The sequence below is a fragment of the Lentzea waywayandensis genome (assembly GCF_900115955.1).
GTDB classification, from domain to species: domain Bacteria; phylum Actinomycetota; class Actinomycetes; order Mycobacteriales; family Pseudonocardiaceae; genus Lentzea; species Lentzea waywayandensis.
Genome location: NZ_FOYL01000018.1, coordinates 61,558 through 86,469, shown reverse-complemented (window position 1 = coordinate 86,469; position 24,912 = coordinate 61,558). Strand labels below are relative to the sequence as shown.

The 24,912-nt window shown below is 68.3% G+C and carries 23 protein-coding genes; 13 read left to right on the top strand and 10 right to left on the bottom strand.

Translation table 11 applies throughout. The features are described from left to right. Positions 1-82 precede the first annotated feature (82 nt). From BM417_RS42030 to BM417_RS42020, 3 genes are read left to right on the top strand one after another with little or no spacing between them, the layout of a single operon-like run. Positions 83-661 (top strand): RBBP9/YdeN family alpha/beta hydrolase, encoded by a 579-nt coding sequence (locus tag BM417_RS42030; RefSeq protein ID WP_093605707.1) that lies wholly within the window; start codon positions 83-85, stop codon positions 659-661. Between the two features lie 22 nt (positions 662-683). Continuing rightward, on the top strand, positions 684-1,886 hold the full coding sequence (locus BM417_RS42025; RefSeq protein ID WP_177320917.1) for a serine hydrolase domain-containing protein: 1,203 nt from the start codon (positions 684-686) through the stop codon (positions 1,884-1,886). A gap of 21 nt (positions 1,887-1,907) precedes the next feature. After that, a complete protein-coding gene (locus BM417_RS42020) occupies positions 1,908-3,206 on the top strand; it encodes a serine hydrolase domain-containing protein (protein ID WP_093605705.1) in 1,299 nt (432 codons plus the stop codon). Here the strand turns inward: BM417_RS42020 and BM417_RS42015 are convergent. Genes BM417_RS42015 through fdhD form a run of 3 tightly spaced genes read right to left on the bottom strand, consistent with a single transcriptional unit; the run spans position 3,203 to position 6,065 of the window. Continuing rightward, positions 3,203-4,081, bottom strand: a complete 879-nt coding sequence (locus BM417_RS42015) for an alpha/beta hydrolase (RefSeq protein ID WP_093605704.1) — start codon at positions 4,079-4,081, stop codon at positions 3,203-3,205. The two genes, BM417_RS42020 and BM417_RS42015, sit on opposite strands and share 4 nt — an antisense overlap. 39 nt (positions 4,082-4,120) lie before the next feature. After that, a complete protein-coding gene (locus tag BM417_RS42010; protein WP_093605784.1) occupies positions 4,121-5,251 on the bottom strand; it encodes a CaiB/BaiF CoA transferase family protein in 1,131 nt (376 codons plus the stop codon). Further along, the gene (gene fdhD / locus BM417_RS42005; RefSeq protein WP_093605703.1) at positions 5,238-6,065 is read right to left on the bottom strand and encodes a formate dehydrogenase accessory sulfurtransferase FdhD; all 828 of its coding nucleotides are present in this window, start codon (positions 6,063-6,065) and stop codon (positions 5,238-5,240) included. The genes BM417_RS42010 and fdhD overlap by 14 nt, the downstream gene beginning before the upstream one ends. A gap of 65 nt (positions 6,066-6,130) precedes the next feature. Between fdhD and BM417_RS42000 the strand changes: the two genes are divergently transcribed. Continuing rightward, complete coding sequence (locus BM417_RS42000) at positions 6,131-7,645, top strand: phytoene desaturase family protein (protein ID WP_093605702.1); 1,515 nt, start codon at positions 6,131-6,133, stop codon at positions 7,643-7,645. Positions 7,646-7,692: 47 nt separating this feature from the next. Continuing rightward, positions 7,693-8,184, top strand: a complete 492-nt coding sequence (locus BM417_RS47315) for a hypothetical protein (RefSeq protein ID WP_143139052.1) — start codon at positions 7,693-7,695, stop codon at positions 8,182-8,184. On the opposite strand, the gene BM417_RS41990 is transcribed toward BM417_RS47315, so the two are convergent. Then, positions 8,075-8,713, bottom strand: coding sequence for a DUF2238 domain-containing protein (locus BM417_RS41990; RefSeq protein ID WP_093605700.1), 639 nt, complete (start codon positions 8,711-8,713; stop codon positions 8,075-8,077). The two genes, BM417_RS47315 and BM417_RS41990, sit on opposite strands and share 110 nt — an antisense overlap. 94 nt (positions 8,714-8,807) lie before the next feature. On the opposite strand from BM417_RS41990, the gene BM417_RS41985 reads away from it, so the two are divergent. After that, positions 8,808-9,365 (top strand): winged helix-turn-helix domain-containing protein, encoded by a 558-nt coding sequence (locus BM417_RS41985; RefSeq protein ID WP_093605699.1) that lies wholly within the window; start codon positions 8,808-8,810, stop codon positions 9,363-9,365. Between the two features lie 272 nt (positions 9,366-9,637). Further along, positions 9,638-11,827 carry a glycosyl hydrolase family 28 protein gene (locus BM417_RS41975; RefSeq protein ID WP_245822716.1) on the top strand — a complete coding sequence of 730 codons (2,190 nt, stop codon included), beginning with the start codon at positions 9,638-9,640 and terminating at the stop codon, positions 11,825-11,827. A gap of 65 nt (positions 11,828-11,892) precedes the next feature. Here the strand turns inward: BM417_RS41975 and BM417_RS41970 are convergent, their stop codons facing one another. Both BM417_RS41970 and BM417_RS41965 read right to left on the bottom strand, forming a co-directional pair. Beyond that, complete coding sequence (locus tag BM417_RS41970; RefSeq protein WP_093605697.1) at positions 11,893-14,178, bottom strand: FdhF/YdeP family oxidoreductase; 2,286 nt, start codon at positions 14,176-14,178, stop codon at positions 11,893-11,895. 148 nt (positions 14,179-14,326) lie between these two features. Further along, positions 14,327-15,184, bottom strand: a complete 858-nt coding sequence (locus BM417_RS41965; RefSeq protein ID WP_093605696.1) for a hypothetical protein — start codon at positions 15,182-15,184, stop codon at positions 14,327-14,329. Between the two features lie 133 nt (positions 15,185-15,317). Here BM417_RS41965 and BM417_RS41960 point away from each other — a divergent pair, with 133 nt between their 5' ends. The 3 genes from BM417_RS41960 to BM417_RS41950 are packed head-to-tail and all read left to right on the top strand — an operon-like array spanning position 15,318 to position 19,695. Next, positions 15,318-17,945 carry a valine--tRNA ligase gene (locus BM417_RS41960; RefSeq protein ID WP_093605695.1) on the top strand — a complete coding sequence of 876 codons (2,628 nt, stop codon included), beginning with the start codon at positions 15,318-15,320 and terminating at the stop codon, positions 17,943-17,945. A 5-nt stretch (positions 17,946-17,950) separates the two neighbouring features. After that, the gene (folC, locus tag BM417_RS41955; protein ID WP_093605694.1) at positions 17,951-19,288 is read left to right on the top strand and encodes a bifunctional tetrahydrofolate synthase/dihydrofolate synthase; all 1,338 of its coding nucleotides are present in this window, start codon (positions 17,951-17,953) and stop codon (positions 19,286-19,288) included. Further along, positions 19,285-19,695: a DUF4233 domain-containing protein gene (locus tag BM417_RS41950; protein WP_093605693.1), complete on the top strand. Its 411-nt coding sequence runs from the start codon at positions 19,285-19,287 to the stop codon at positions 19,693-19,695. The genes folC and BM417_RS41950 overlap by 4 nt, the downstream gene beginning before the upstream one ends. Here BM417_RS41950 and BM417_RS41945 read toward each other — a convergent pair. Genes BM417_RS41945 through BM417_RS41930 form a run of 4 tightly spaced genes read right to left on the bottom strand, consistent with a single transcriptional unit; the run spans position 19,679 to position 22,515 of the window. Continuing rightward, positions 19,679-20,722, bottom strand: coding sequence for a WXG100-like domain-containing protein (locus tag BM417_RS41945; RefSeq protein WP_093605692.1), 1,044 nt, complete (start codon positions 20,720-20,722; stop codon positions 19,679-19,681). The genes BM417_RS41950 and BM417_RS41945 overlap by 17 nt on opposite strands. Beyond that, positions 20,722-21,015 carry a type VII secretion target gene (locus BM417_RS41940; RefSeq protein ID WP_093605691.1) on the bottom strand — a complete coding sequence of 98 codons (294 nt, stop codon included), beginning with the start codon at positions 21,013-21,015 and terminating at the stop codon, positions 20,722-20,724. The genes BM417_RS41945 and BM417_RS41940 overlap by 1 nt, the downstream gene beginning before the upstream one ends. A gap of 24 nt (positions 21,016-21,039) precedes the next feature. Next, the gene (locus tag BM417_RS41935) at positions 21,040-21,498 is read right to left on the bottom strand and encodes a YbaB/EbfC family nucleoid-associated protein (RefSeq protein ID WP_245822714.1); all 459 of its coding nucleotides are present in this window, start codon (positions 21,496-21,498) and stop codon (positions 21,040-21,042) included. 36 nt (positions 21,499-21,534) lie between these two features. After that, the gene (locus BM417_RS41930) at positions 21,535-22,515 is read right to left on the bottom strand and encodes a DUF6346 domain-containing protein (protein ID WP_143139051.1); all 981 of its coding nucleotides are present in this window, start codon (positions 22,513-22,515) and stop codon (positions 21,535-21,537) included. 176 nt (positions 22,516-22,691) lie between these two features. Here BM417_RS41930 and BM417_RS41925 point away from each other — a divergent pair, with 176 nt between their 5' ends. Genes BM417_RS41925 through BM417_RS41915 form a run of 3 tightly spaced genes read left to right on the top strand, consistent with a single transcriptional unit; the run spans position 22,692 to position 24,911 of the window. Further along, the gene (locus BM417_RS41925) at positions 22,692-22,988 is read left to right on the top strand and encodes a PE domain-containing protein (protein ID WP_093605688.1); all 297 of its coding nucleotides are present in this window, start codon (positions 22,692-22,694) and stop codon (positions 22,986-22,988) included. Between the two features lie 13 nt (positions 22,989-23,001). Continuing rightward, positions 23,002-23,607, top strand: a complete 606-nt coding sequence (locus BM417_RS41920) for a DUF3558 domain-containing protein (protein WP_177320916.1) — start codon at positions 23,002-23,004, stop codon at positions 23,605-23,607. Continuing rightward, a complete protein-coding gene (locus BM417_RS41915; RefSeq protein WP_093605686.1) occupies positions 23,604-24,911 on the top strand; it encodes a PPE domain-containing protein in 1,308 nt (435 codons plus the stop codon). Before BM417_RS41920 ends, BM417_RS41915 begins: the two co-directional genes overlap by 4 nt. Position 24,912 lies beyond the last annotated feature (1 nt).

Here is a 24,912-nt window from a genome sequence, read left to right as displayed (position 1 = left end):
CCCAGACCCCGGGCACAGTCGAAAGGGCGCCTGGTCTCCGGCCGGGCGCCCTTCGTCGTTCCGCAAGTCCTAAGGTGGAGGCATGTCGTTGCCTCACGTGCTCCTGCTCCACGGCTACACCGGTTCCGGCCCCGGACACTGGCAGCGCTGGCTGGCCCAGACGGTGTCCGAGCACGGCGGCCTCGCCGACCTGCCGCACTTCAGCAGCCCCGACGCGCCCGACCGCGACACCTGGCTCAGTGAGCTCGACACCCACCTCGAAGCACTGCCGGCCGACCGCGAACGGGTCGTCGTCGCGCACTCGCTCGGCTGCTACCTCTGGCTGCACCACGCGGCCCGCGAGAACATCGCCCACGTCGACCGCGTGCTGCTGGTCGCCCCGCCCGAGCTGGACCACCCGGAACCGGCCATCAAGTCGTTCTTCCCCGCCCCGCTCGACCCGGCCGGCCTGCGCCGTGCCGCCACCGAGACCCGCCTGGTCGCGGGCGAGGGCGACCCGCACTGTTCGATGCAGGCCGCCAAGCAGCTCGCCGAGGCGTTGCGGATCGAGATCGACGTGCTGCCGGGTGCCGGGCACATCAACATCGACGCGGGCTACGGGGAGTGGCCCGCGGTGCTCAAGTGGGTGCGGTCGAAGACGGTGCCGCTCTCGCCGCGCTAGACGTCACTTCCTTGGGGGGAACGTGATCGACCTTGCCGAACTGATCGAGGAACACGGTGTCGTCGGCGCCCAGCTCGCCGTCCTGACCGACGGCGAGATCGCCGACGTTGCCGCGGGCGAGCTGAACGCCGGCACGCGCGCACCGGTGACGACGGACTCGCTCTTCCAGATCGCGTCGATCACCAAGGTCTGGACGGCGACGCTCGTCCAGGAGCTCGCGAACGAGGGCCGGCTCGATCTCGACCGGCCGGCGCGCGACATCCTGCCGGACTTCCGGCCGGTCATCACGCCGCGGCAGCTGCTGACCCACACGTCGGGCATCGACGGCGATCTGTTCCACGACACCGGCTCAGGCGACGACGCCGTCGAGAGGTTCGTGGCGCGGCTGGCCGACGCCCCGCAGATCAGTCCGCCGGGCGAGCTGTGGTCCTACTGCAACAGCGGGTTCACGGTGCTCGGCCGGATCGTGGAAGTGTTGCGCGGCAAGCCTTTCAACACCGTCCTCAAGGAACGGCTGGCCGTGCCGCTCGGCCTCACCGTCGCGACGACGTACGCGGAGGGCGCTGCGGTGCACGCCGCCGTGGGGCATGTGGACGGACAGCCGGTGACCGATCCTGGGCCGGAGTCCGACTGGCCCGCCGGGTCGGCGCTGGCGATGAGCGCCCGCGACCTGCTCGCGTTCGCGCGCATGCACCTGGCGACACCGGCGTTCGCGATCATGCGCGAGCCGCAGGTGTCGTTGCCGGACTTCGGTTATCGCTCCCGATGGGGCCTCGGCTGGGAGCTGCACGACTACTCCGGCGGCCTGGTGGTGGGCCACAACGGAGGCAACAAGGGACTGAGCGCGTACCTGCGGGTCGCGCCGGAACGCGGGGTCGCGATCGCCCTGGTCGCCAGCGGTGGCCGGGCGCAGGCGGTGTTCGACGACGTCGTCGCGAACCTCTTCAGCGAACTCGCGGGTGTGCGCAGGGCCGCGTTGCCGGTCCCGCCCGCCGACCCGGAACCGGTCGACGTGGAGCGCGTGACGGGCACCTACCGCTGTGCGGGCCACGAAGTGGTTGTCACGCAAGCAGGTCACGGGCGCGTACTGGTCCGGCTCGACGGTGACGAACGCGAGTTCGTACGGCTCCGCGACGATGCGTTGATCGCCGTGGAGAAACCACACACCGTGCTGGTGCTCATGAACGGCTTGCTGCACTTCGGACGGGCGGCCGTCCGAATCTGAGAACTCCTGGGGGAGAGAATCATGATCAATCTGGACGAGCTGATCGCGGAACACGGCGTCGTAGGTGCCCAGGTCGCGGTGCTGCACAACGGCGAAATCGTCGACATGGCAGCAGGTGTGCTGAACAACGTCACCGGCGAGAAGGTGACGACGGACTCCATCTTCCAGATCGGGTCGATCACCAAGGTCTGGACGGCGACGCTCGTGCAGGAGCTGGTGAACGAGGGCCTGCTCGACCTCGACCGCCCGGTGCGCGACGTGCTGCCTGAGTTCAAGCTCGCCGACGAGCAGGCCGCGCGGATCATCACGCCGCGCCATCTCCTCACCCACACCGGCGGCTTCGAGGGCGATCTCTGGCACGACACCGGCAGCGGCGACGACAGGATCAAGAAGTACGTCGAACTCATGGTCACCGCGGCGCAGGAGGTCCCGCCGGGCGAGTTCTACACGTACTGCAACAGCGGGTACGTGGTGCTCGGGCGGATCGTGGAAGTGTTGCGGGACAAGCCTTTCAACGTCGTGCTGCGGGAACGCCTGATCGAGCCGCTCGGCCTGCGCACCGCAGCCACCAGCCACGCCGAGTACGCCACGCAGACGTGTGCGACCGGGCACCTGGGCAAGGGGCTCAAGCCTGCCGAGAAGCTGATGACCGAGGCGGACGCCCCGGCGGGCTCGGCGCTCGCGATGAGCGCACGCGACCTGGCGGAGTTCGCGCGGATGCACCTCATCAGCAGCGAGTTCGACACGATGCGCGAGCCCCAGGTCGACCTGCCGAACTTCGGGACCGCCGCCCAGCAGGGCCTCGGCTGGATGGTGCAGCGCCACGCCAACGGCCTCACCGGGGTGAGCCACACCGGAGGCACGCTGGGCTTCCTGTCGTTCCTGCGGGTGATCCCGGAAGCGGGACTCGCGGTCGTGATTCTCACCAACGGCGGGCAGGTCGTGCCGTTGGTGCGCGCGGTCTTCCGGCAGGTGCTCGGTGATCTGGCGGACATCACCCAGTCCGAACTGCCCACACCGCCTGTCGTGCCGATGCCGATCGACGTCGAGAAGGTCGTCGGCGTCTACCGCTCAGCCGGCCTGGAGGCGCACGTCACCGAGGGCGCCGGGGGCAGGCTGATGCTGCGGTTCGTGCCCCGCAACGACATCTCGGCTGCTCTCATCGAGAACGACGAGTACGAGTTCACGGGGTTGCGCGACGACGCGCTGATCGCCGTGGAGAAGGAGGACGGGTACCACTCGGTGGTCGTCCTGCACGGACGCGACGAGCAGAACCGGGTGAAGTACCTGCACTGGGGCAGGGCGGCCCGCAGGGTCTAGACCGCGCGCTTCGCGTACTTGGCGAGGAACTGCACGACGTCGGGCGTCACCTTCCGGTACAGCCCGTCGTCGTGGCCTCCGTCCTTCACCGCGCTCACCTCGGGCCGCACCTCGCGGATGAACCGGCGGGTGCCCTCGATGAACCTGTCGCGGTCGCCGATCCACACGCCCAACGCGGTCGGGCCGGTCGACTTGAGGTGGCGCAACGGGTCGAGCGACGCCCACTCGCCCTCGTTCTTGAACGCCCGCCGCTTGGCCATCTCCGGCCACGTCGTGATCAGGCCGGGGGAGATGACCGCGGCGGCCGCGACCGGGTCGCCGCGTTCGGCCCTGCGACGGGCGTAGAGCAGCGAACCGAAGCCGCCCATCGACACCCCCGTCACCGCGAACGGCTCGCCGTAGCCGCGTTCCTTGAGCCAGCGCGGGACCTCGTCGAGCAGCATGGCCATCGGGTCGTCGCCGGGGATGTTCTCGTGCCAGTAGTTGTTGCCGCCGTCGACCGCGACGAAGCCGAACGCGGGCACCGAGCCCTTGGCGACGGCGGCGGCCAGGACGTCGGGCAGGTTGCCCACGGCGGCGTGCCTGGCGTCGCCGTTCAGGCCGTGCAGCAGGATCGACATCGGCAGGCCGCGGGGGTTCGCGCCGGCCGGGAGGTAGAAGGCGAGGGTGACGTCGCGGTGGCGGGCGGCCGAGTACACGCGCTCGAAGCGGATCACGGGTTTCGCCGCGGAGGTGGCCCTCACCCGGTCCGCCGTCGCGATCTGCTGCTCGACGGCGCTGGAGGACGACACGTACGTCGCGACGCCGGTGGCTGTCGCGATGACCACGCCGATCGCCGCGAAGAGGGTGCGGCGGCTGTACCTCGGTTCCCCCATGCTCACCTCATCGCGTGGGCACCGTTCCTCGTTTCCTGCTCAGAGGACGGAACGCACGCGTAAGGAAGACAGTTCCTCACTCGAATAGCCCAGCCACGTCAGCACGTCCTGATTGTGCTCGCCGAGTGCCGGAACCGCACCCGGTGACCACTCGAAACCGGCCACCGGCGGCGGCAGCATCCGTGCCGTCCCGCCGGGAACGCGCACGTCAACCCACGTGTCGAGCTGCGGGTGGGAGGCCAGGTCGGTGATCGGGCGGGTGAGTGCGGCCGGCACGTCGGCGGCGTCCAGAGTGGTCAGCAACTCGGCCGCGGTGAGGTCCGAAAACGCCTTTTCCAGCAGTTTCTGCAGCTCCGCGCGGTGCTCCACGCGGGACGTCACTGTGGCGAACCTCTCCTCTGGCGCGAGCCCGATCAGGTCGCACAGGCGTTGCCACTGCCCGTCGTTCTGCACGGCGAGGTGCACGGCGCCGTCCGCGCAGGCCACCGGGCCGTACGGCGCGATGCTCGGGTGGTGCGCGCCCGACCGAGGGGCCGCGGCACCCGTTCCGGCGGCGTAGAGCATCGGCTGGTGCATCCACTCGGCCATCGCCGCGAAGAGTGACAGCCGCAGCCGGGCACCTTCCCCCGTCCGGCCGCGTCGCAGCAACGCCGCCAGCACGGCCGCCTGCAGCTGGACGCCCGCCGCGATGTCCGCGACCGAGATCCCGGCGCGGGCCATCACGTCGCCCTCCCCGGTCAGCGACACCAGCCCGGCCTCGGACTGCACCAGCGCGTCGAACGCCTTGCGGTCCGCGTACGGGCCGTCCCAGCCGTAGCCGGACAGCTCGCCGACGATCAACGTCGAAGGCAGCTCCAGCGCCAGCCGCTCCCACACGCGCGGCGACAGGTTGCACAGCAGCACGTCAGCGCGCGCGACCAGCCGTTCCAGCACCTCACGGCCGTCCGGGTGGTTGATGTCCAGGGACACCGACTCCTTGCCGGCGTTCGTCCACGCGAAGTACGACGACACTTCGCCGCACGACGAGTCGTAGTGGCGCGCGAAGTCGCCCACCCCAGGCCGTTCGATCTTGATGACCCGCGCGCCGAGATCGGCCAGCAGCCGGGTCGCGTACGGCACCGCGACGGCCTGCTCCAGGCTCACCACCACGACGCCGTCAAGCGGTCTCAACCACGCGCTCCCCACCGGTGTAGATGTTCATCGAGTCGCCGCGCAGGAAGCCGACGAGCGTCATGCCCTGCTCCTCGGCCAGTTCGACCGCCAGCGACGACGGCGCCGACACCGCCGCGAGCACCGGAATCCCGGACATCGCGGCCTTCTGCACCAGCTCGAACGACGCCCGCCCGGACACCATCAGCACCGCGCCGCGCAACGGCACGAGGTTCTGCAGCACCGCCCAGCCCAGCACCTTGTCGACGGCGTTGTGCCGGCCCACGTCCTCGCGGACCACCAGCAGCTCACCGTCGACGAACAGCCCGGCCGCGTGCAGCCCGCCGGTGCTCTCGAAGACCTTCTGCCGTTCCCGCAACGCGTCCGGGAAGCCCGTCAGCGCCTCGGGCGTGACCTTCACCTCGTCCAGGGCGGGGGAGTAGCGGGTCTTGAGCTTCACCGCGTCCAGCGCGCCCTTGCCGCACACCCCGCACGACGACGTGGTGTAGAAGTTCCGCTCCACCCCGGTGTCCGGCGGCGGCACGCCCTCGGCCAGCGCGATGTCCAGCACGTTGTAGGTGTTCATCCCGTCCGGCCCGGTGCCCTCGCAGAACCGCGCGATCGAGATGTCCTCCGACGCCCCGATGACACCCTCGCTGAGCAGGAAGCCGTGCGCCAGCTCGACGTCGTGGCCGGGAGTGCGCATCGTGACCGCCAACGCCTTCCCGTTGACGCGCAGCTCCAAGGGCTCCTCGGCGGCGAGCGAGTCGACTCTGCGGCGCCGACCGCTCGGCGACACGCGTTCGACCGCTCGGCGCACCGTCACTCGGCCCATGTGCACATCTCCTTCGGACCGCTATGTTCCCCACCGACCAGGCTACGTGGGAGGGATTCCGGGGCATGGACGACGTCGTGATCGTGGGGGGCGGCCACAACGGGCTGGTGGCTGCCGCGTACCTCGCACGGGCGGGGAAGTCGGTCAGGGTGCTGGAGAAGCTGCCGCACGTCGGCGGGGCGGCGGTGAGCGCCTCACCGTGGGAGGGCGTCGACGCCCGGCTCTCGCGCTTCTCGTACCTCGTGTCGCTGCTGCCCGATCGGATCGTGTCGGATCTGGGGCTGAAGCTGGCTTTGAAGTCTCGTTCGGCCTCCTCGTACACGCCCAACGGCAAGTCGGGGCTGCTGGTCGAACGCTCGCCCGGCGCGGCGACGGTGGCGTCGTTCGAGGCCGTCTGCGGGTCGCTGGAGGACTGGGAGCGGTGGCAGCGCTGGTACGCCGACCTGGAGCTGATGGCGGAGGCGTTGGCGCCGACTCTTTTGGAACCGTTGGTGTCACGGGAACATCTGCGCGTGCACGTCGACAAGGTGGTGCGCGGCCGGTTGTGGGAGCAGGTCTTCGAACGGCCGATCGGTGCGACGCTGCAGGAGCTGTTCGACAACAACCTGGTGCGCGGGGTCGTCGCCACGGACGCGTTGATCGGCACGCACTCGTCGCTGCATTCGTTGCGCGCCAACAAGTGCTTCCTCTACCACGTGATCGGCAACGGCACCGGTGAGTGGAAGGTCCCGGTCGGCGGCATGGGCGGGGTCACCGCCGAGCTGGAACGGGTCGCGCGCGAAGCCGGCGCACAGATCATCACCGGCGCCGAGGTCACCTCAGTCGAGTCGGACGGCAGGACAGCCTCGGTGACGTACGGCGACACGACGGTCGAAGCCCGGTTCGTGCTGTCCAACGTGGCGCCTTCGGTGCTGGGACGGTTGCGGGGTCTCGAAGTCCACGACGCGCCGGGCTGTCAGTTGAAGATCAACATGTTGCTGCGCAGGCTGCCCGAGCTGAAGTCCGGCGTCGACGCGCGGCTGGCGTTCGCGGGCACGTTCCACCTCGACGAGTCCTACGACCAGCTGGAGACCGCCTACCTGGAGAGCATCGCCGGTCAGGTGCCGTCGGTGCTGCCGGGCGAGATGTACTGCCACTCGCTGACCGATCCGTCGATCCTCGGGCCGTCGTTGCAGGGCCACGAGACGTTGACGTTGTTCGGCCTGCACCTGCCGGCGTCGCTGTTCGAGGGCCGCAACGCCGAACTGCGCGACGAGCTGGTGAAGCGCTACCTCGACCAGCTCAACGCGCACCTCGTGGAGCCGATCCAGGACTGCCTGGCGCTCGACGCCCAGGGCAACCCGTGCATCGAGGCCCGCACTCCGCTGGACCTGGAGGAGGAGCTCGGACTGCCGGGTGGCAACATCTTCCACGGGGAGCTCGACTGGCCGTTCGCCGAGAGCGACGAGCAGGTCGGCAAGTGGGGCGTGGAGACCGACGTGGACAACGTCTTCGTCTGCGGTGCGGGCTCCCGGCGCGGCGGCGGCGTGAGCGGCATCGGCGGCCACAACGCGGCGAGAGCGGTTCTCGAACGCATTTGAGACATTTTTGATGACACTCCGCGTCATCTCTGGTTACAGTTGGCGGCGTGGGGGACTTCTACGGGATCGCGGAGATCGCCGACGCCATGGGGCTCAGTCGGCAGCTGGTCGCTGTCTGGCGCAAGAGACGCTCGCACGGCATTCCTGAGCCGGACGCGGAACTCGCGTCCGGCCCGATCTGGCGGCGCGAGACGGTCGAGCCGTGGATCGAACGCACCCGTGGCCGGCTGGGCCTCGCGGGCACGCGGGAGTCCGCGAGCAGGAGCCTTCGTCTGCGCACCTGCCGCCGAGTGTTGCGGCTCGCGGCGTTGATGCTGGAGGAACCGCAACGGCCGCGGGTGCTCAACGAGGCCGCGGACCAGTTGCGCGACCTCATCCACGAGGTCGACCAGGCCGCGGACGACGTCGTCGGCGCGCTGCTGCGCGAGCTCATCGAGCCGGTGCGCGACCCGGACGTTCCGGCGGAGTTGTTGCGGGTGCCGGTGATCGAGTCGCTGCCGCTCGTGACCGCCGTAGCGCGCAACTCGCCAGACTGGTGACGAGCGCGCCCAGCGCGGCCAGTGCCATGTCGGCGTGGGCGTCCCACATGTCGCCCTGCTGGCCGTTGTAGGCCTCGGCGACGTCGGGCGCGAGCGTCATCGCGATCGCCCACTCCAGCAGTTCGTAGAGTGCGCTCGTCGCGAGCACGATCTCCAGCGACCGCACCCACTTCTGTCGCAGGATCGCGGTCAGGCACACGCCGTACGCGAAGTGCACGAGCCGGTCGAAGTGGTTGCGGTCCGAGGAGAACGCCTCCGACAGCCGCACGCCGAACAGCGCGTTCGTCCAGTCGTCGTACGGGACGAACGAGTAGATCCACCGCGCCGCGATCGTGTGCAGCGCCAGGAACACCAGCGCCCACGCCCACTGTGCGGTGTCCAGCCTGCGTCTCAGCAGCCACAGCGCCACGATCGCCACCGCCGTCAACGAGCTGTGCAACGCCTGCTCGGCGGGCCACGGCGGGTTGATCCACGTCACCGCCACCAACGCACCGAACGCGCCCAGCAGCCACCACTTCCCCCGTGTCATGCGCACAGCCTGGCGGATCTTGGCCGGTTTTATATCAGGATTTATATATCAAGGAACCTTGCTAAAGGTTTATTGATGTGGGTACCGTGGTGTCATGACGAGCAGTCCGATCACTGACCCCAAGGCGCTGCGGGCGCTCTCGCACCCGTTCCGGTGGAAGCTGCTTCAGTTGCTCATCGAAGAGGGGCCGCGCACCGCCACCCAGTGCTCGGAGACGCTCGGTGAAAGCGTCGCGAGCTGCTCGTATCACCTGAACATGCTGGCCAAGTACGGCTTCGTCGAAGAGGTGGAAGGACCGGGCCGGCAGAAGCCCTGGAAGATCGTTCCGAAGCGTCAGTCGATCTCGTCGGACGGCCTCGAAGGTGAGGCGGCGATGGCGGCGGAGGCGGCCGCGATGGCCTACCTGGACCAGGAGTTCGAGCGCATCCGGGACCGTCTGCGGCTGCGTGAGCACCTGCCGGAGGAGTGGCGCCCGGCTGTCGGCACCGAGGGCACCGTCAAGTTCCTCACCGCCGAGGAAGCGGTCGAGTATCTGGCGGAGTTGCAGGCGCTTCTGGACAAGTACGACGAGCGCCGGCTGGACGCCACGTTGCGGCCGGACGGGTCCAGGGCGGTCAGGTTCTTCCTGAGCTCCACGGTCGCACCCGAGTAATACCAACGAACTGAGGGGAATCGTCATGTTCTCGCACCACGATGCGTTTGCTATTGCGAAGCAGCGCCAGGCCGACTTCGAGGCCGACGCGGCCGCGCGCAGGCTCGTTCGCGCACCTGAGGAGGCCGCGCAGCCCGAGAAACGGGTCGGCGGAGGCTTACTCGCGACGGGTCGTCGCCGCTGGAGGCTGTTCGGCCGCGTTCGACCGGCGTAGCGTGTGAGCTCCCCGCCGCCGTAAACGTTTTCACGACGTTACAACGGGGAGGACATCCGTGTTACGCAGACTCGGCGTGGCGGTGACCGCGGCACTGCTCGGCATCACGATGCTGGCGGAACCCGCTCAGGCGGCGGACTTCAACGTCAAGGACTACGGGGCCGCCGGCAACGGCAGCGCGAACGACACGGCGGCCATCGACAGGGCGATCACCGCGGCGAACGCGGCGGGTGGCGGGACCGTGCGGTTCCCGTCCGGCACGTACCGCTCGCCCAACTCGATCCACATGAAGAGCAACGTGACGCTCCAGCTCGACTCCGGCGCCACGATCATGGGCGCGAGCGGCAGCGGGTACGACAAGCCCGAGCCCAACCCCAACGACAAGTACCAGGACTACGGGCACAGCCACTTCCACAACGCCATGATCTGGGGCGACCGGCTGACCAACATCGGCTTCGTCGGCTCCGGGACGATCGACGGCGGTGGCGCGCTGATCACCGGCAACCCGGACAGCGGGCAGGCCGACAAGATCATCTCGTTGACGCGCTGCGAGAACCTCACGGTCAGCGGCATCAAGCTCCGCCGCGGCGGGCACTTCGCGATGCTGATCAACGGGTGCAGGAACGTGGTGTCCGACCGGCTCACGATCGACACCGCGAGCGACCGCGACGGCTGGAACGTCATCAGCACCACCAACGTGACGATCACCAACGGCAACTTCGCGGGCAACGACGACGCGCTGGCGTTCAAGAGCGACTACGCGCTCGGCCAGAAGCTGAGCAACGGCAACGTGAAGGTCTACGACACCAAGCTCAGCGCGGGGTGCTGCAACGCGTTGATGTTCGGCTCGGAGACGTGCGGTGACTTCACCGGCTACGACTTCCAGCGCATCCAGATCCAGGGCTCCAACAAGTCAGGGCTCGGGCTCGTCTCGATGGACGGCTCGGTCATCTCCGACGTGCACTACAAGGACATCACCGTCAGCGGCGTGCGGTCGCCGATCATGCTCAAGGTCGGCGCCCGCAAACGCTGCGGCAACAGTCCGGGCGTCGGCACCATCAAGAACATCACCTACGACAACATCACGATCAACGGCGCCTCGCCGTCGTTCAGCCCCACGATCATGGGTGACGTCGACGGCCACGTCACCGACGTGACGTTCAACAACGTGAAGATCAACGTGCCGGGCGGCAACGGCCCCATGTCGACGAACCCGCCGAGCAACGACCGCACCAACTACAACCCGAACAGCATCGGCACCCGGCCCGCGTACGGTTGGTACATCCGTTACGCCGACCGCATCAAGTTCCTCAACAGCGCGGTGTCGTTCACGAACAACGACGGCCGGCCCGCGGTGATCGCCGACAACTCCACCGATCTCACGTTCGACACCTTCGGCTGGGAACGCGGCACCAGCAGCCCGACGGACTTCCTCTTCCGCAACACCAACGGTTTCTGCGTCCGCAACTCGGGTTCGCCACGCGTGCAGAACACCGGCTCGACCGAGAAGTGCGGGGTGAGCAACGACTTCAGCCTCGCGGTCGACCCCGCGTCACGCGTGGTCAAGCCGGGGGAGACGGCGTCGTTCACCGTCAGCGCGGCCTCGACCGGTTCGCCGGGCCCGATCAGCCTCGACGCCGACAACGTGCCCGCCGGGACCGTGGTGCAGTTCAACCCGGCCACGATCGTCCCTGGCCAGACGTCCACGATGACCGTGGCGACGCTGCCGGACACGCCGCACGGCTCGACGAACATCAACGTGATCGGCACGGCCGGGCAGATCACGCGGTCGGCCGTCGCGATCCTGACCGTCGGCGACCAGCCCGCGGAACTGGAACTGAGCGGGCTGACCGTGGCGGACACCGGGAACGCCGGCGACTGGTCGCTGCAGACCGGCCTGCGCACAGGTGTCGCGCAGTACGGCGACCGCGACTTCACGTTCAGCGCGGTGCCGGAGGAGGTGGCGGGAGCGAAGTGGATCCGCACGGCCAACGACTCGAAGTCGGCGACGCAGAACCCGTTGGCGCGCTTCACGATCAACCGCGACGCGCTGGTCTACGTCGCGGTCGACACGCGGCTCGGCAAACGTCCGTGGATGGACGCGCTGTGGCTCGACAGCGGCCTGCAGCTGGTCAACACCGAAGGGTCCCCGAAGACCTTCCGCCTGTACGCCAAGGGCTTCCGGGCGGGGGAGGTCCAACTGGGACCCAACGGCGGTGCCAGCAACTACACGGTGCTTGTCGAGTAGAGGAAAGTGCCACCGTGAGTGGTTTCGGTCGCCCTTCGGGGGACCAAAACCACTCATGGTGATCGCTAAATAGCCTCCAGTCGCACGATCACCGACTTGGAGGTCGGCGTTCCCGAGATGTCCGCCTTGGAGTCCAGCGGCACCAACGGGTTCGCCTCAGGGAAGTACGTGGCCACGCACCCACGCGCGGTCGAGTAGGAGACGATCCGGAACGACTCGGCGCGGCGTTCGACGACGCCCGTCGGGTCGTCCTTCCACTCCGAGATGATGTTCACCATCTGCCCGTCGGAGAACCCCAGCGCCTTGACGTCGTCGGGGTTCACGAACACCACGCGACGGCCGTCCTTCACGCCGCGATAGCGGTCGTCCAGGCCGTAGATCGTGGTGTTGTACTGGTCGTGGCTGCGCAGGGTCTGCATCAGCAGCCTGCCCTCCGGCACCTCGATGACCGTCATCTCGTTCGCCGTGAAGTTCGCCTTGCCGGTCGCCGTCGCGAACTCCTGCGAGTCGCGCGGCGGGTGCGGCAGCACGAAACCGTCGGGCTGACGCACGCGCGTGTTGTAGTCGGTGCAGCCCGGCACCACACGGGAGATGTGCTCGCGAACGACGTCGTAGTCCTTCTCGAACTCCTCCCACGCCACGGGGTGCGAGGCGCCGAGCGTCTTGCGCGCGAGCCGGCAGACGATCGAGATCTCGGACAGCAGCTGGTCCGACGCGGGCTTCAAACGCCCCCGCGAGCGGTGCACGACCGACATCGAGTCCTCGACCGTCACGAACTGCTCGCCCGAGTGCTGGACGTCGCTCTCGGTGCGGCCCAGTGCGGGCAGGATCAGCGCGGTGCGGCCGTGGATCACGTGCGAGCGGTTGAGCTTCGTGGAGACGTGCACCGTCAGAGAGCACTGCTCCAGCGCCTTCTCGGTCACCGGGGTGTCCGGGGTGGCACTGACGAAGTTGCCGCCCATCGCGATGAACACCTTGCCGCGGCCGTGGCGCATCGCGTTGATGGCGTCGACGGTGTCGAAACCGTGCTTGCGCGGCACGGAGATGCTGAACTCGTTCTCCAGCGCCAGCAGGAACTTCTCCGGCATCTTCTCGTAGATGCCCATCGTGCGGTCGCCCTGCACGTTCGAGTGACCGCGCACCGGGCACAGGCCCGCGCCCGGCTTGCCGATCATGCCGCGCAGGAACATGACGTTCGTGACCTCGCGGATCGTCGGCACGCTGTGCTTGTGCTGCGTCAGACCCATTGCCCAGCAGGCGATCGTGCGCTTCGAGTCGACGAACATCCCGGCCACGCGCGTGATCTGCTCGCGGGTCAGGCCGGTCGCGGCCAGCACGCCGTCCCAGTCGAGCTCGCGCAGGCTCTCCGCGTACGCCTCGAAGCCGTGCGTCTTCGTCTCGATGAACGTCTTGTCGAGCTTGTCCCACTGCAGCAGCAGGTGACCGATCGCCTGGAACAGCGCCTGGTCACCGCCGACCCTGATCTGCACGAACTCGTCGCACAGCGCGGTGCCGCGGCCGACGACGCCCGCGACGTTCTGCGGGTTCTTGAACCGCATCAGGCCCGCTTCCGGCAGCGGGTTCACGGCGATGATCTTCGCGCCGTTCTTCTTCGCGTCCTCCAGCGCGCTGAGCATGCGCGGGTGGTTCGTGCCGGGGTTCTGGCCGATGACGACGATGAGGTCGGCGAGGTCGAAGTCCTTGATCGACACCGAGCCCTTGCCGATGCCGATCGTCTCGTTCAGCGCCGAGCCGGACGACTCGTGGCACATGTTCGAGCAGTCCGGCAGGTTGTTGGTGCCGAACGAGCGGACCAGCAGCTGGTAGAGGAACGCGGCCTCGTTGCTGGTGCGGCCGGAGGTGTAGAAGATCGCCTCGTCCGGCGATGACAGCGATGTCAGCTCTTCGGCGATGAGAGTGAACGCCGAGTCCCAGCTGATCGGTGTGTAATGCGTCGCACCCGGCTTGAGCACCATCGGTTCGGTGAGCCGGCCCTGCTGGCCGAGCCAGTAGTCGGTCTTCGTCCGCATGCTCTCGACGGAGTGCTCGGTGAAGAACTCGGGCCCGATTCGTCGTTTGGTGGCTTCCTCCGCGACGGCCTTCGCGCCGTTCTCGCAGAACTCCGCCATCTTGCGGTGACCCTGTGGCTCGGGCCACGCGCAGCCAGGACAGTCGAAACCTTCACGCTGGTTGAGCAGTCGCAACGTCTTGACCGTGCGCCCGACACCCATCTGCTCGACCGCGCGGTCGAGCGACACGAGCACACCGGGAATACCCGCTGCCCAGGTCTTGGGGGTGCTGACTTCGAGCGCGGACTCGTCGACGTCGTTCTGCGGGGGCTTGCTGCTCATAGCTGCATTCTTCGCTGATAGACGTCGGCGCCGCCAGCGCCCCCGAAGAACGCGGCGGCGCCGTCGTCACGGGCCCCAAGGGGTTTGAACGGTCCGTGCGGTCAATTGTGATCGCCGTCACTCTCGTCCGGCACCTCTGAAAGAGTGATCAATCGCAGCTGTTCTCGGTCGGGATCTGCCCGTCCACGGAGAAGTACTTCTTGTCGTCGCCGGGGACGCCCTCGCCGTGCTTGGGCGGCTCGGTGAACTGCGGCGCGAGGAAACCGTCCCTCGCCGCCTGGCACGCGATCGAGTACTGGAAGCCCGTGGAGTCCGACGGCCACAGACCCTCGGGAGTGATCGAGTAGGTGACCTTCTCGCGGACCGCCGCGACCATCTCCATCTGACTGAGGAGCTTCCTCGGCTCCGGCGGCTCGAACGCGTACGCGAACACGTAGTCCGCCGTCACCGCCGGGTAGCCGTCCTTCTCCCCGAGGGTCATCTTCCCGGACACCTTGATGCCGTTCGGGAGCAGCTTCGTGCCCTGCTTGAGCCGGGTCGTCCAGCCCGCGATCTCCTTCAGGACGTGCTCGCGCACCTCCGGCGCCAGCATCGCGACGAACCGGTCCGGCTTGTGCTCGCCGAGCATGACCGGGTCGAGGCGCGAGGCGATTAGCGCCTGCCGGACCTGCTCGAACGCCGGGTTGGCGTCCGGCACGACGATTCCCTTGTCGCCGTCGGGCCACTGCTCCGCTGGCGTGCCGGCGAACGGGACCTCGACGTTCGCCCCCGAGTACGGCAGCTTCACATCCGGCATCGAGACCTCGCCGAACTTGCCCGCCTTGTAGAGCCCGAACAGCACCGCGCCGATGACGACCAGGGCGATGGCGGACACGACCTTGCCGCTGTGTCTGCGGCGCCGGGCCTTCCGGCGTTGCCTGCGGATGTCCCGCTTGGCGCGTTTGTTCGCGGCGCGGATCCAGGCCGCGTCCTTCAGATCAGGATGATCATCAATGTCGTACTGCATGGTTCCCCCAGATGTTCGGGGCACATCTTCGGTCACCCGGAACCACGCTGTCGACCGGCTTGCGGTTGCCGCGGGGGCGTTATCAGGTATCTCGTTTCAAGTCGAGACCCTGGCCTCCGTAGACTTCACGGCTGTGACTGAACTCGACACCGCAACCCAGCGTCCTGACCTCCCCGCCGCGTGGACTCCGGCGGAGGTAGAGGCGGAGCTGTACCAGCGGTGGGTCGACCGGCGTTACTTCGAGGCCGACGTCAAGAGCGACAAGCCGCCGTTCACGATCGTGCTGCCCCCGCCCAACGTCACCGGCAGCCTCCACATGGGCCACGCGATGAACCACAGCGTGATGGACGCGCTGTCGAGGCGCCGCCGCATGCAGGGCTACGAGGTCCTGTGGCTGCCCGGCATGGACCACGCGGGCATCGCGACCCAGAACGCCGTCGAGCGCGACCTGGCCAAGCAGGGCATGTCCCGGCAGGACCTCGGGCGCGAGAAGTTCGTCGAGCGGGTCTGGGAGTGGAAAGAGGAGTACGGCGGCAAGATCCTCGACCAGATGAAGCGCCTCGGCGACGGCATCGACTGGTCGCGCGAGCGCTTCACCATGGACGAGGGGCTGTCGCGCGCCGTCCAGACGATCTTCAAGAAGATGTACGACGACGGCCTGATCTACCAGGCCGAGCGGATCATCAACTGGTGCCCGCGCTGTCAGACGGCGCTCTCGGACATCGAGGTCGACCACAGCGAGGACGACGGCGAGCTCGTCTCGATCCGCTACGGCGACGGGGACGCGTCCATCGTCGTCGCGACCACGCGCGCCGAGACGATGCTCGGTGACACCGCGGTCGCCGTCCACCCGGACGACGAGCGCTACCGGCACCTCATCGGCACCGAGGTCGAACTCCCGCTGACCGGCCGGCGCATCCCGATCGTCGCCGACGCGCACGTCGACCCGAAGTTCGGCACGGGCGCGGTCAAGGTCACGCCCGCCCACGACCCGAACGACTTCGAGATCGGCCAGCGCCACGGCCTGCCGAACCTCACGATCATGGACGGCCGCGCGACCATCACCGCGCACGGCCCGTTCGAGGGAATGGACAGGTTCGAGGCCCGTCCCGCGATCGTCGCGGCACTGCGCGCCGACGGCCGGATCGTCGCGGAGAAGCGGCCGTACGTCCACTCCGTCGGGCACTGCTCGCGGTGCAACACGGTCGTCGAGCCGCGCCTGTCGCTGCAGTGGTGGGTCAAGGTCGAGACCATCGCCGAGGCCGCGTCCGCCGCCGTCCGCGACGGTCGCACCAAGATCCACCCGGCGGAGCTGAACAAGCGGTACTTCGACTGGACCGACAACCTGCACGACTGGTGCATCTCGCGTCAGCTGTGGTGGGGCCACCGGATCCCGGTCTTCTACGGCCCGAACGGCGAGGTCGTCTGCGTCGGACCGGACGACGAGGTGCCCACCGGTGAGGGCTGGCGTCAGGACGAGGACGTCCTCGACACGTGGTTCTCCTCCGGCCTGTGGCCGTTCTCGACCCTGGGCTGGCCGGAGTCCACCGAGGACCTGAAGAAGTTCTACCCGACCTCGGTTCTCTCGACCGGCTACGACATCCTGTTCTTCTGGGTCGTCCGGATGATGATGTTCGGCCTGTACGCGATGGACGAGGTCCAGCCGTTCGACCACGTCTTCCTGCACGGTCTGATCCGGGACCAGTACGGCAAGAAGATGTCGAAGTCCAAGGGCAACGGCATCGACCCGCTGGACTGGATGGAGCGCTACGGCGCGGACGCCACCCGGTTCACGTTGCTGCGCGGCACGAACCCCGGTTCGGACATGGCCGTCGCCGAGGAGTGGGCGGCCGGTTCCCGCAACTTCACCACGAAGCTGTGGAACGCCACCAGGTTCGCGCTGGCCAACGGTGCGACGGTCTCCCGTCCGCTGCCGGAGCGTTCCGAGCTGACGGCCGCCGACCGCTGGATCCTCGACGAGCTCGACGCCCTGGTGTCCACTGTGGACACGAACTTCGAGGCGTTCCAGTTCTCGCGTGCCTGCGAGGCGCTGTACAGCTTCACGTGGGACGAGTTCTGCGACTGGTACCTGGAGATCGCGAAGGTCCAGATCGCGGACGGTCGCGCCGAGGCCACGCAGTCCGTCCTGGGCCACGTCCTCGACGTCCTGCTGCGCCTGCTGCACCCGTCGATCCCGTTCATCACCGAGACGCTGTGGACGTCGCTGACCGGCGGCGAGTCGCTCGTCGTCGCCGAGTGGCCGAAGGTCTCCGGAGCCGAGCGGGATGGTGAGGCCGCGGCGGAGATCGAGGGCCTGAAGAAGCTCGCGACCGAGATCCGCCGGTTCCGTTCCGAGCAGGGCCTCAAGCCGGTCCAGAAGGTCGCGGGCAAGGTCCGCGGCGCGTGCTGCGTCGGCCTGATCGACCAGGTCCCGTCGGTCCGCGCGATGACGCGGCTGACCGAGCCCGGCGACGAGTTCACCGTCTCCGCGACGCTCGAGGTCGGCCTGCCCAAGGGCGCGGTGAAGGTCGAACTGGACCTGTCCGGCACGATCGACGTCGCGGCCGAGCGCAAGCGTCTCGCCAAGGACCTGGCCGTGGCGCAGAAGGATCTCGAGACCACGACGAAGAAGCTGGGCAACGAGGCGTTCCTCGCCAAGGCGCCCGCCGACGTCAAGGCCAAGATCGAGGACCGCAAGGCCGTCGCCGAGTCCGAGATCGCCCGCATCAACGAGCGCCTGGCCGCGCTGCCGGAGGCGTAAGAACCGTGGAAACCAACCTCGACGAGTTCCTCGACGTCGAGAACGAGCTCAACCAGCGGTGGCCCGAGACCAAGCTCGAGCCGTCGCTGGACCGGATCAAGGCGCTCGCCCACGTGCTGGGCGACCCGCAGACGTCGTACCCGGTCGTGCAGCTGACGGGCACGAACGGCAAGACGTCGACGTCGCGCATGGTCGACGCGCTCTTCACGCGCATCGGCCTGCGCACCGGCCGGTTCACGAGCCCGCACCTCCAGCTCGCGACCGAGCGGATCAGCCTGGACAACCAGCCGATCAGCCCTGAGCGCTACGTCGAGGTCTACCGCGACATCGAGCCGTACGTCGCGATGGTGGACAGCCAGTCCGAGATCCGGATGAGCAAGTTCGAGGTGCTCACCGGCATGGCGTACGCGGCCTTCGCGGAAGCACCGGCCGACGTGGCCGTCGTCGAGGTCGGCATGGGCGGCACGTGGGACGCGACGTCCATCGTGGACACCCGCGTCGCCGTGCTGACCCCGATCGGCGTCGACCACACCGAGTACCTGGGCAACCGTCCCGAGGACATCGCGGTGGAGAAGTCCGGCATCATCAAGCCGGGCGCCGTCGCGATCGTCGCCGAGCAGACGCCCGAGGTCATGAGGGTGATCCTGGAACGCGTCGCCGAGGTGGACGCGATGGTGGCCCGGTTCGGCAGCGAGTTCGGCGTCCTGTCGAGGTCGGTGGCCGTCGGCGGCCAGATGATCACGCTGCAGGGCCTCGGCGGTGTCTACGAGGACATCTTCCTTCCACTGCACGGCGAGCATCAGGCGAAGAACGCCGCCCTGGCACTCGCCGCCGTGGAGGCGTTCTTCGGCGCGGGCCCCGAGCGCAAGATCGACATCGAGATGGTCCGCGAGGGCTTCGCCTCGGTCGTGACGCCGGGCCGCCTGGAGCGAGTCCGTTCCGCGCCCAACGTCTTCGTCGACGCCGCGCACAACCCGCACGGCGCCGCGGCTTTGGCTCGCGCGTTGGAGTCGGAGTTCGGCTTCCGCAAGCTCGTGGCCGTCGTCGCGGTCATGTCCGACAAGGACGCCGAGGGCATCCTCGCCGCGCTGGAGCCGGTCGTGCAGGAACTGGTGATCACCACCAACTCCTCCCCGCGCGCCATGGACCCGGACGTCCTGGCCGGTCTCGCCGTCCCGATCTTCGGCGAGGACCGCTTCGAGGTGCGCCCCAGGCTGGTCGACGCCATCGAGGAAGCCATCCACCTCGTCGACGACGAACAGTCCGGCGGCGGCATCATCGTCACCGGCTCCGTCGTCACCGCGGGCGAGGCCCGTGCGCTGTTCGGAAAGGAGCCGGCATGACCGCCCCGGCCCCTCTGAAGAAGGACCCGATGAAGGCGTTCCGGGGCATCATGGCCGGAACGCTGATCCTCGAGGTCATCGTCGTCGCCCTGGCCCTGCCGGTGATCGCCAAACTGCACGGCGGCGTCACGTCCCTGGTCGGCTGGGTCGCGTTCGGCTTCATCGCGGTGTTCATCGCGATGTGCGCGTTCGTCCGCAAGCCGTGGGCGATCGGCGCCGTCGTCGGCCTGCACGTCCTGCTGATCGCCACCTGGCTGCTGCTGCCGGCGATGGGCGTGATCGGCGTGATCTTCGGGCTGGTCTGGGCGTACCTGCTGTGGCTGCGCAAGGACCTGCTCAAGCGCATGGCCGAGGGCAGGTTGCCCGCGCAGCAACAGCAGGGCGGGACCGCTACTTCTTCTGGCTGAGCTCTTCCTGGCCCTTCTCGTAGCTCTCGTCCCAGTTGGCGCCTTCCTTGAAGGCCTCGGAAGCGCCGGTCCGGCCGAGTGCGATGGGCTTGACCGTGTCCGCGAACCCGTCGCGGCCACGCGGCGCCATGATGTCGTCGACCCGGTTCGCCGCGTTCTTCGCCGCGTCGTTGCCGAACGTCAGCTTGTCGCGGATCGCGTTGTTGGCGCTGGCGAACCCGTCCTCGATCTGCTTGACCGAGGCGTGGTTCTTGCCGATCGCCCGGCCGACGCCCTTGGCCTTGCGGCCGATGTTGACGGCGGCCTTCGCGAGCGCGTCGGACACGCCCTTGAGGTTGTCGAACTTGCGGACGGCCTGCGCGAGCTTCATCAGCAGCTTGCTGACCTTGCCCGCGATCTTGCCCGCGGTCGCCGCCGCCCGTGCCACGGCCCAGCCGGTGAACGCGGCGATCGAGGCGCCGAAGCTGCACCAGCTCGTCGCGAGCGCGGTCACCGCGGCGATGATGAACTCCGCCACCACGTCCGCCACGATGTCGCGGATGATGCCGCGCACCGCCGCGACCAGGATGCCGGTGCCGCGGATGCCGGTGGCCACGGCGTTCGCCGCGCCTTCGAGTGCCTTGATCTGCTCGGCGAGGGTCGAGGCGGCCGTGCGGTAGCTGTCGCCGGACTGGCCGGTCCACGTGCCGGTCTGGCTGGTCGCCGCCTGCGCGTAGTCGTTGCCGACCTTCGCGCACGCCTTGGCGACCTCACCCCAGGCGGCCGCGACGACGTTGATCGCACCAGGGTCGCCGGCCAGGTCGTCGAGCGGCTCCTTGAGGAACGACACGTGCTCGATCAGCCAGCCGATGCCCGCGCCGACGAGCGTGCCGAGCGGGTTCGCGACGAAGCCGAGCACGTCGAGTCCGAGCGCGACGCCGTCGAACGCCCAGTCGCTCGGGTTGTTGAAGTCCTCCGCGCACTTCCAGACGGTGTCGATGATCCGCGCACCGTCGGTGGCGTTGTCCGCGCTGACGTCGAGAACCATCAGGACCCCTTGTACTTGTTGAACAGCTTGGCGTGGTCTTCGTCGGTCTGCCGCGTCGCGTCCGCGCTGTCGCGCAACGCGTCCGCCACGTCCGGCAGCGCGTTCGCCAGCTCGTTGATCGAGCTCGCGATCGCCGCGATGTGGACGCGGACCGGCAAGCTGAAGACCTGGCCGATGAGCCCGTACGTCTCGACGCCGAGATCGACGCTCTCGCCCCGTCCGGCGGCTCGGGTGAGCTCCATGCCGAACGACTGCACGTTGCCCGCGTGACTGATCACGTCAGCGGGCTCCATGGAAAATCCTGTCACCGGGACCCCTTACCGGTAGATGGTGCCGAACGGCTCGTCGTCGTCTCGGCCCTGCGTGCCCTTTGGGCGCTGCGGACGTTGCTGCGGCTGCTCCTCGGTCTCCTCCGGCTGCTGTGCCGCGGTGACCTGGTCGCGCAGGAAGTCCATGGCCGAGGTGCCGCCGATCAACGGCTGCATCGTCGCCTCCATCTGCCCGGCGACGGCCGCGTGTGCTTTGCTCACGGTCTCGGTGATCATGGCGGCGAGCTGGTCGTGCGACATCCTCATCGCCGACGGCGTCAGGCTCAGCTTCTCCAGCCGCCCGCCCGGTGCCATCGTCACCGTGACCGAACGATCGGGACTGCTCACGTCCGCGCGCAACGCCTTGAGCTGGGCCTGCGTCTCCTCGGCTCTGCGCTGGATGTCGTTGACACGGCGCATGTAGTCGTCAAGTCGCTGCTGCCCAGCGCCCAGTTCTGCAGAACTCATGCCCCGTGAGACTGCGGAAACCGTCGTCCGGTTCCCCTACTTCCGGCCCAGTTGCGCGACCATGTCCTTTGCGGACTGTCGAGTGCAGACCGTGACGGCCAGCAACGCCAGCAGGACCAGCACATCCCTGCCACCGGCCAGCCACACCACCACCGGCGCGTTCCCCAGTGCGAGCACCACCTTCACGATCGCCCCCACCGCGAGCGCCGCGATCAACGCGGTCGGCACCCAGCTGTTCCCGCCGCCGGGAACCTGCTTCCTCGAGTCGAGATAAGACTGTCCATATCGGACGATCCGCGCCGCGTCCTTGTGCACGCTCTCCGCGATCAGCCCGATCACCGCGGCCACCAGCACCGCGAACCCGGCCAGCACCCCGGACGGCAGATCCAGCAGCCACGCGTCCTCCAACGCGGGCCACGGCGACACGAACGCACCGACCCGCCGAGGCGCGTCGAAGAACGGCATCGAAGCGAGCCCTTCCGCGGCCGCCGCGGCAAGCCCGAGCCACGCGTACAACCGCAACCGCCGCACCCGCCGAGTGACCGGAGTGGTTTTGACGTCCTCCTTGCTGACCGGCCACTTCTCGTCCGGCTTCTGCTGCCGTGTCTTCCGCGAGGGAACGAGCGACAGCACCGCGGCACCCAGGAACCACAGGGTCAGCAACCCGAGCGCCACCGAGGCGAGCGGCCCGGCGAGAAACCACTGCCCGCTGTCGTTGCGCCCGGCTTCCCGGTTGGACCGGAAGACGGCGACGTCCTGCTCGCCAGGCTTCAGCTGGCCTGGTGCGAACGCGACCCGCTCGGTACGTCCGTCCTCCCACCGCACCTCGGCATCGCACCCGTAGCTCGTGCTGACGCCCCATCTTCCGACCGGCCCGTGCTCGGTGCACGACGACACGGTGGCGGTGCCGATCTCTCTGGCGTCCACGGTGCCGACCAGGACGTCGGTGGTCCGGATCGTCGTGGCCAGTGCGAGGAAGGCGAGAACAGCGGCGAGTCCGAAGGCGAGAGCGCGCACGCGCACACCCTAATAAGCCGACGAGCAAGCAGTGCGCAATTCGGCAATGAACATTCACAAGTCAGGGCTGACGAAAAGACTTCGTCGTTCACCCGATCGTGCTTTGAAACCGGGACGGGTCCCGCGACCTGGCGCTATGCTGTTTGACGCACGAATCTGCGGGGAGGGTACTGGGGATGAGCGGGACCAAGGTCGATCTCGAGACGCTGCGCGCTGCCATCAAGGAGTACGAGTCCATCAAGGACGAGCTCGTCCTTGCTCACCAGTCCGGTGAAGACCTGACCGCTGTCAAAGGCGCGGGCAAGGACATGCCGAGCCAGGTCTACGCGAACTGGGCGAGCGCGGCGGGCAAGGGCCACCAGGAGTCCAACCTGCGGTTGCAGCGAACGCTGGACACCAGGATCGAGAACCTGAAAGCCACGCTGCGCCAGTACGAGCAGACCGAGCAGGGCAATCGGGACAACCTCAAGTAGAAGGACTGAGCTGTTGCGCATCCGAAGCATCGTCGTCGGTACTGCCGCACTCGCATTGCTGGCCGGCTGCGGCGAGAGCGGTGGCACGACCGGTACGCCGACGACCGCCACGCAGTCGAGCAGCACCGGCGACAGCGGCGGAGCTCCCAAGATCGAGAATCCTCTCGACGTCAAGGCCTTCGAAGCGGCCCCGTGCAGCATGGTCACACCTGCTCAGGCGCAGGCGTTCGGGCTGCCCGGGGTGAACGGACGGGTGAACACGACCTCACCTGGCGCTTCCTGCGTCTGGCTGGGGTCGAGCACTCCGGCGAAGATGGCTCCCGGCGTGACGATCCTGCCGGAGGGCACGAACCTCTCCACCATCCTCCCGAACGCGACCACGACGTACGAGACGTTCGAGACTCAGCCGGCGGTCCAGGGCTACCCGGCCTACCTCGCCCTCGTCGCGGACAGTCGCAAGGACGGCTTCTGCACTCTGCTCGTGGGGGTCTCCAGCGAGAAGGCGTTGAACATCTCGTTCCAGAGCGACCAAGGCAGTCCGAAGTACGCCGACCCGTGTGCCGCAGTGACCGAGTTCGCGAATCTCGTCATCACCACGATCAAGGCAGGTGCGAAATGACACGGCCCGCGCCCAGTTGCTTCACCGAGGACAACACCAGAGCCGAGGGGTTCTCGGGAGCGCAGATCTACGCCCAGATGACCAGCGGTCCCGGCACCGGCTCGGCGCAGGCCGCGGCGACCACCGCCCAGGCGCTGGAGCGCGGCTACGCCGGCATCGAGGCCAGGCTCAAGCGGGTCGGCGAGACGCTCGGCGAGTCGTGGACCGGGGCGAGTGCGGACGCCGCCCAGGCCGCCGCCAACCCCATCCACCAGGCCATGGTCCAGATGCAGGACGCGTTGCGGCAGGCGGATCACTCGATCTCCAACCAGGTCTACCAGTTCAACCTGAACAAGAACCAGCTCAAGGACATGCCGGCGGCCAAGCCGGACACGAACCTGTGGGACGACGCGACCCCTTGGGACACCGACACCGAGGACAAGGTCAACAGCTACAACGCTGAAGAGAAGCACAACCGCGAGGTCTACGCGGAGTTCCAGAGCGCCAGCAACACCAACCGGGGTGAGCTGCCGAAGGAGTTCCCCGGCGTCACGGTCGACACGCTGCAGGTCGAGATCGCCAACACCGGTGGCAACAACGGTGAGGAGAAGACCACGACGAGCAGCAGCACGACCTCGCGCTCGTCCACGTCGGGCCTTCCGAACTCCACGAGCACGCCGCAGAGCACGACCGGCACCGGCTGGACCGTGCCCACCACCAACGGCGACCAGACCACCACCAGCACCAGTTCGTCCGACACGACGAACACCAGCAACACCAACAACACCGGCCGCCCGGTCGTCGGCGACAACCTCACCGGCAAGCCCCCGGTCGGCAGCGTGATCGACCGGCCGAACAACACGGGCCTCCCGCCCATCGGCGTGCCCGTCCGCCCCACCACGGGTGGCCCCGGCGGACCTGGTGGCACCGGCACCGGTCGCGGGCCAGGAGGCGCCGGCGGCCCCGGCGGAGCAGGCAAGCTCGGTGGTGGTGGAGCCGGCGGCGCGGGCAAGTTCGGCAGCGGCGGCCTCGGTGGCGTCGGCAGCGGAACGGCCGGCGGCACGTCCGCCCAGCAGCCCGGCGGCAAGGCCGGTGTGTTCGGCGGCATGGGCGAGACCGGCGCGAACGCTGCCGGACGTGGTGCGGCGGGCGCTGCCGGACGGGGTGGCGCGGCCGGCATGGGCGGGATGGGCGGTCACGGCCAGAAGGGCCAGGGCGAGGACGACTTGGAGCACAAGTCCGCCGACTACCTCATCACCGAGGAGAACACGAACGAGATCATCGGTGACATGCCGATGGTCGCACCGCCGACGATCGGGGGGTGAC

Bases quoted from the DNA above. Each gene is read 5' to 3' on its own strand.
- BM417_RS42030 (WP_093605707.1), top strand. From the start codon at position 83: ATGTCGTTGCCTCACGTGCTCCTGCTCCACGGCTACACCGGTTCCGGC.
- BM417_RS42020 (WP_093605705.1), top strand. From the start codon at position 1,908: ATGATCAATCTGGACGAGCTGATCGCGGAACACGGCGTCGTAGGTGCC.
- BM417_RS42015 (WP_093605704.1), bottom strand. From the start codon at position 4,081: ATGGGGGAACCGAGGTACAGCCGCCGCACCCTCTTCGCGGCGATCGGC.
- fdhD (WP_093605703.1), bottom strand. From the start codon at position 6,065: ATGGGCCGAGTGACGGTGCGCCGAGCGGTCGAACGCGTGTCGCCGAGC.
- BM417_RS42000 (WP_093605702.1), top strand. From the start codon at position 6,131: ATGGACGACGTCGTGATCGTGGGGGGCGGCCACAACGGGCTGGTGGCT.
- BM417_RS41990 (WP_093605700.1), bottom strand. From the start codon at position 8,713: ATGACACGGGGGAAGTGGTGGCTGCTGGGCGCGTTCGGTGCGTTGGTG.
- BM417_RS41985 (WP_093605699.1), top strand. From the start codon at position 8,808: ATGACGAGCAGTCCGATCACTGACCCCAAGGCGCTGCGGGCGCTCTCG.
- BM417_RS41970 (WP_093605697.1), bottom strand. From the start codon at position 14,178: ATGAGCAGCAAGCCCCCGCAGAACGACGTCGACGAGTCCGCGCTCGAA.
- BM417_RS41965 (WP_093605696.1), bottom strand. From the start codon at position 15,184: ATGCAGTACGACATTGATGATCATCCTGATCTGAAGGACGCGGCCTGG.
- BM417_RS41950 (WP_093605693.1), top strand. From the start codon at position 19,285: ATGACCGCCCCGGCCCCTCTGAAGAAGGACCCGATGAAGGCGTTCCGG.
- BM417_RS41945 (WP_093605692.1), bottom strand. From the start codon at position 20,722: ATGGTTCTCGACGTCAGCGCGGACAACGCCACCGACGGTGCGCGGATC.
- BM417_RS41940 (WP_093605691.1), bottom strand. From the start codon at position 21,015: ATGGAGCCCGCTGACGTGATCAGTCACGCGGGCAACGTGCAGTCGTTC.
- BM417_RS41935 (WP_245822714.1), bottom strand. From the start codon at position 21,498: ATGAGTTCTGCAGAACTGGGCGCTGGGCAGCAGCGACTTGACGACTAC.
- BM417_RS41925 (WP_093605688.1), top strand. From the start codon at position 22,692: ATGAGCGGGACCAAGGTCGATCTCGAGACGCTGCGCGCTGCCATCAAG.
- BM417_RS41915 (WP_093605686.1), top strand. From the start codon at position 23,604: ATGACACGGCCCGCGCCCAGTTGCTTCACCGAGGACAACACCAGAGCC.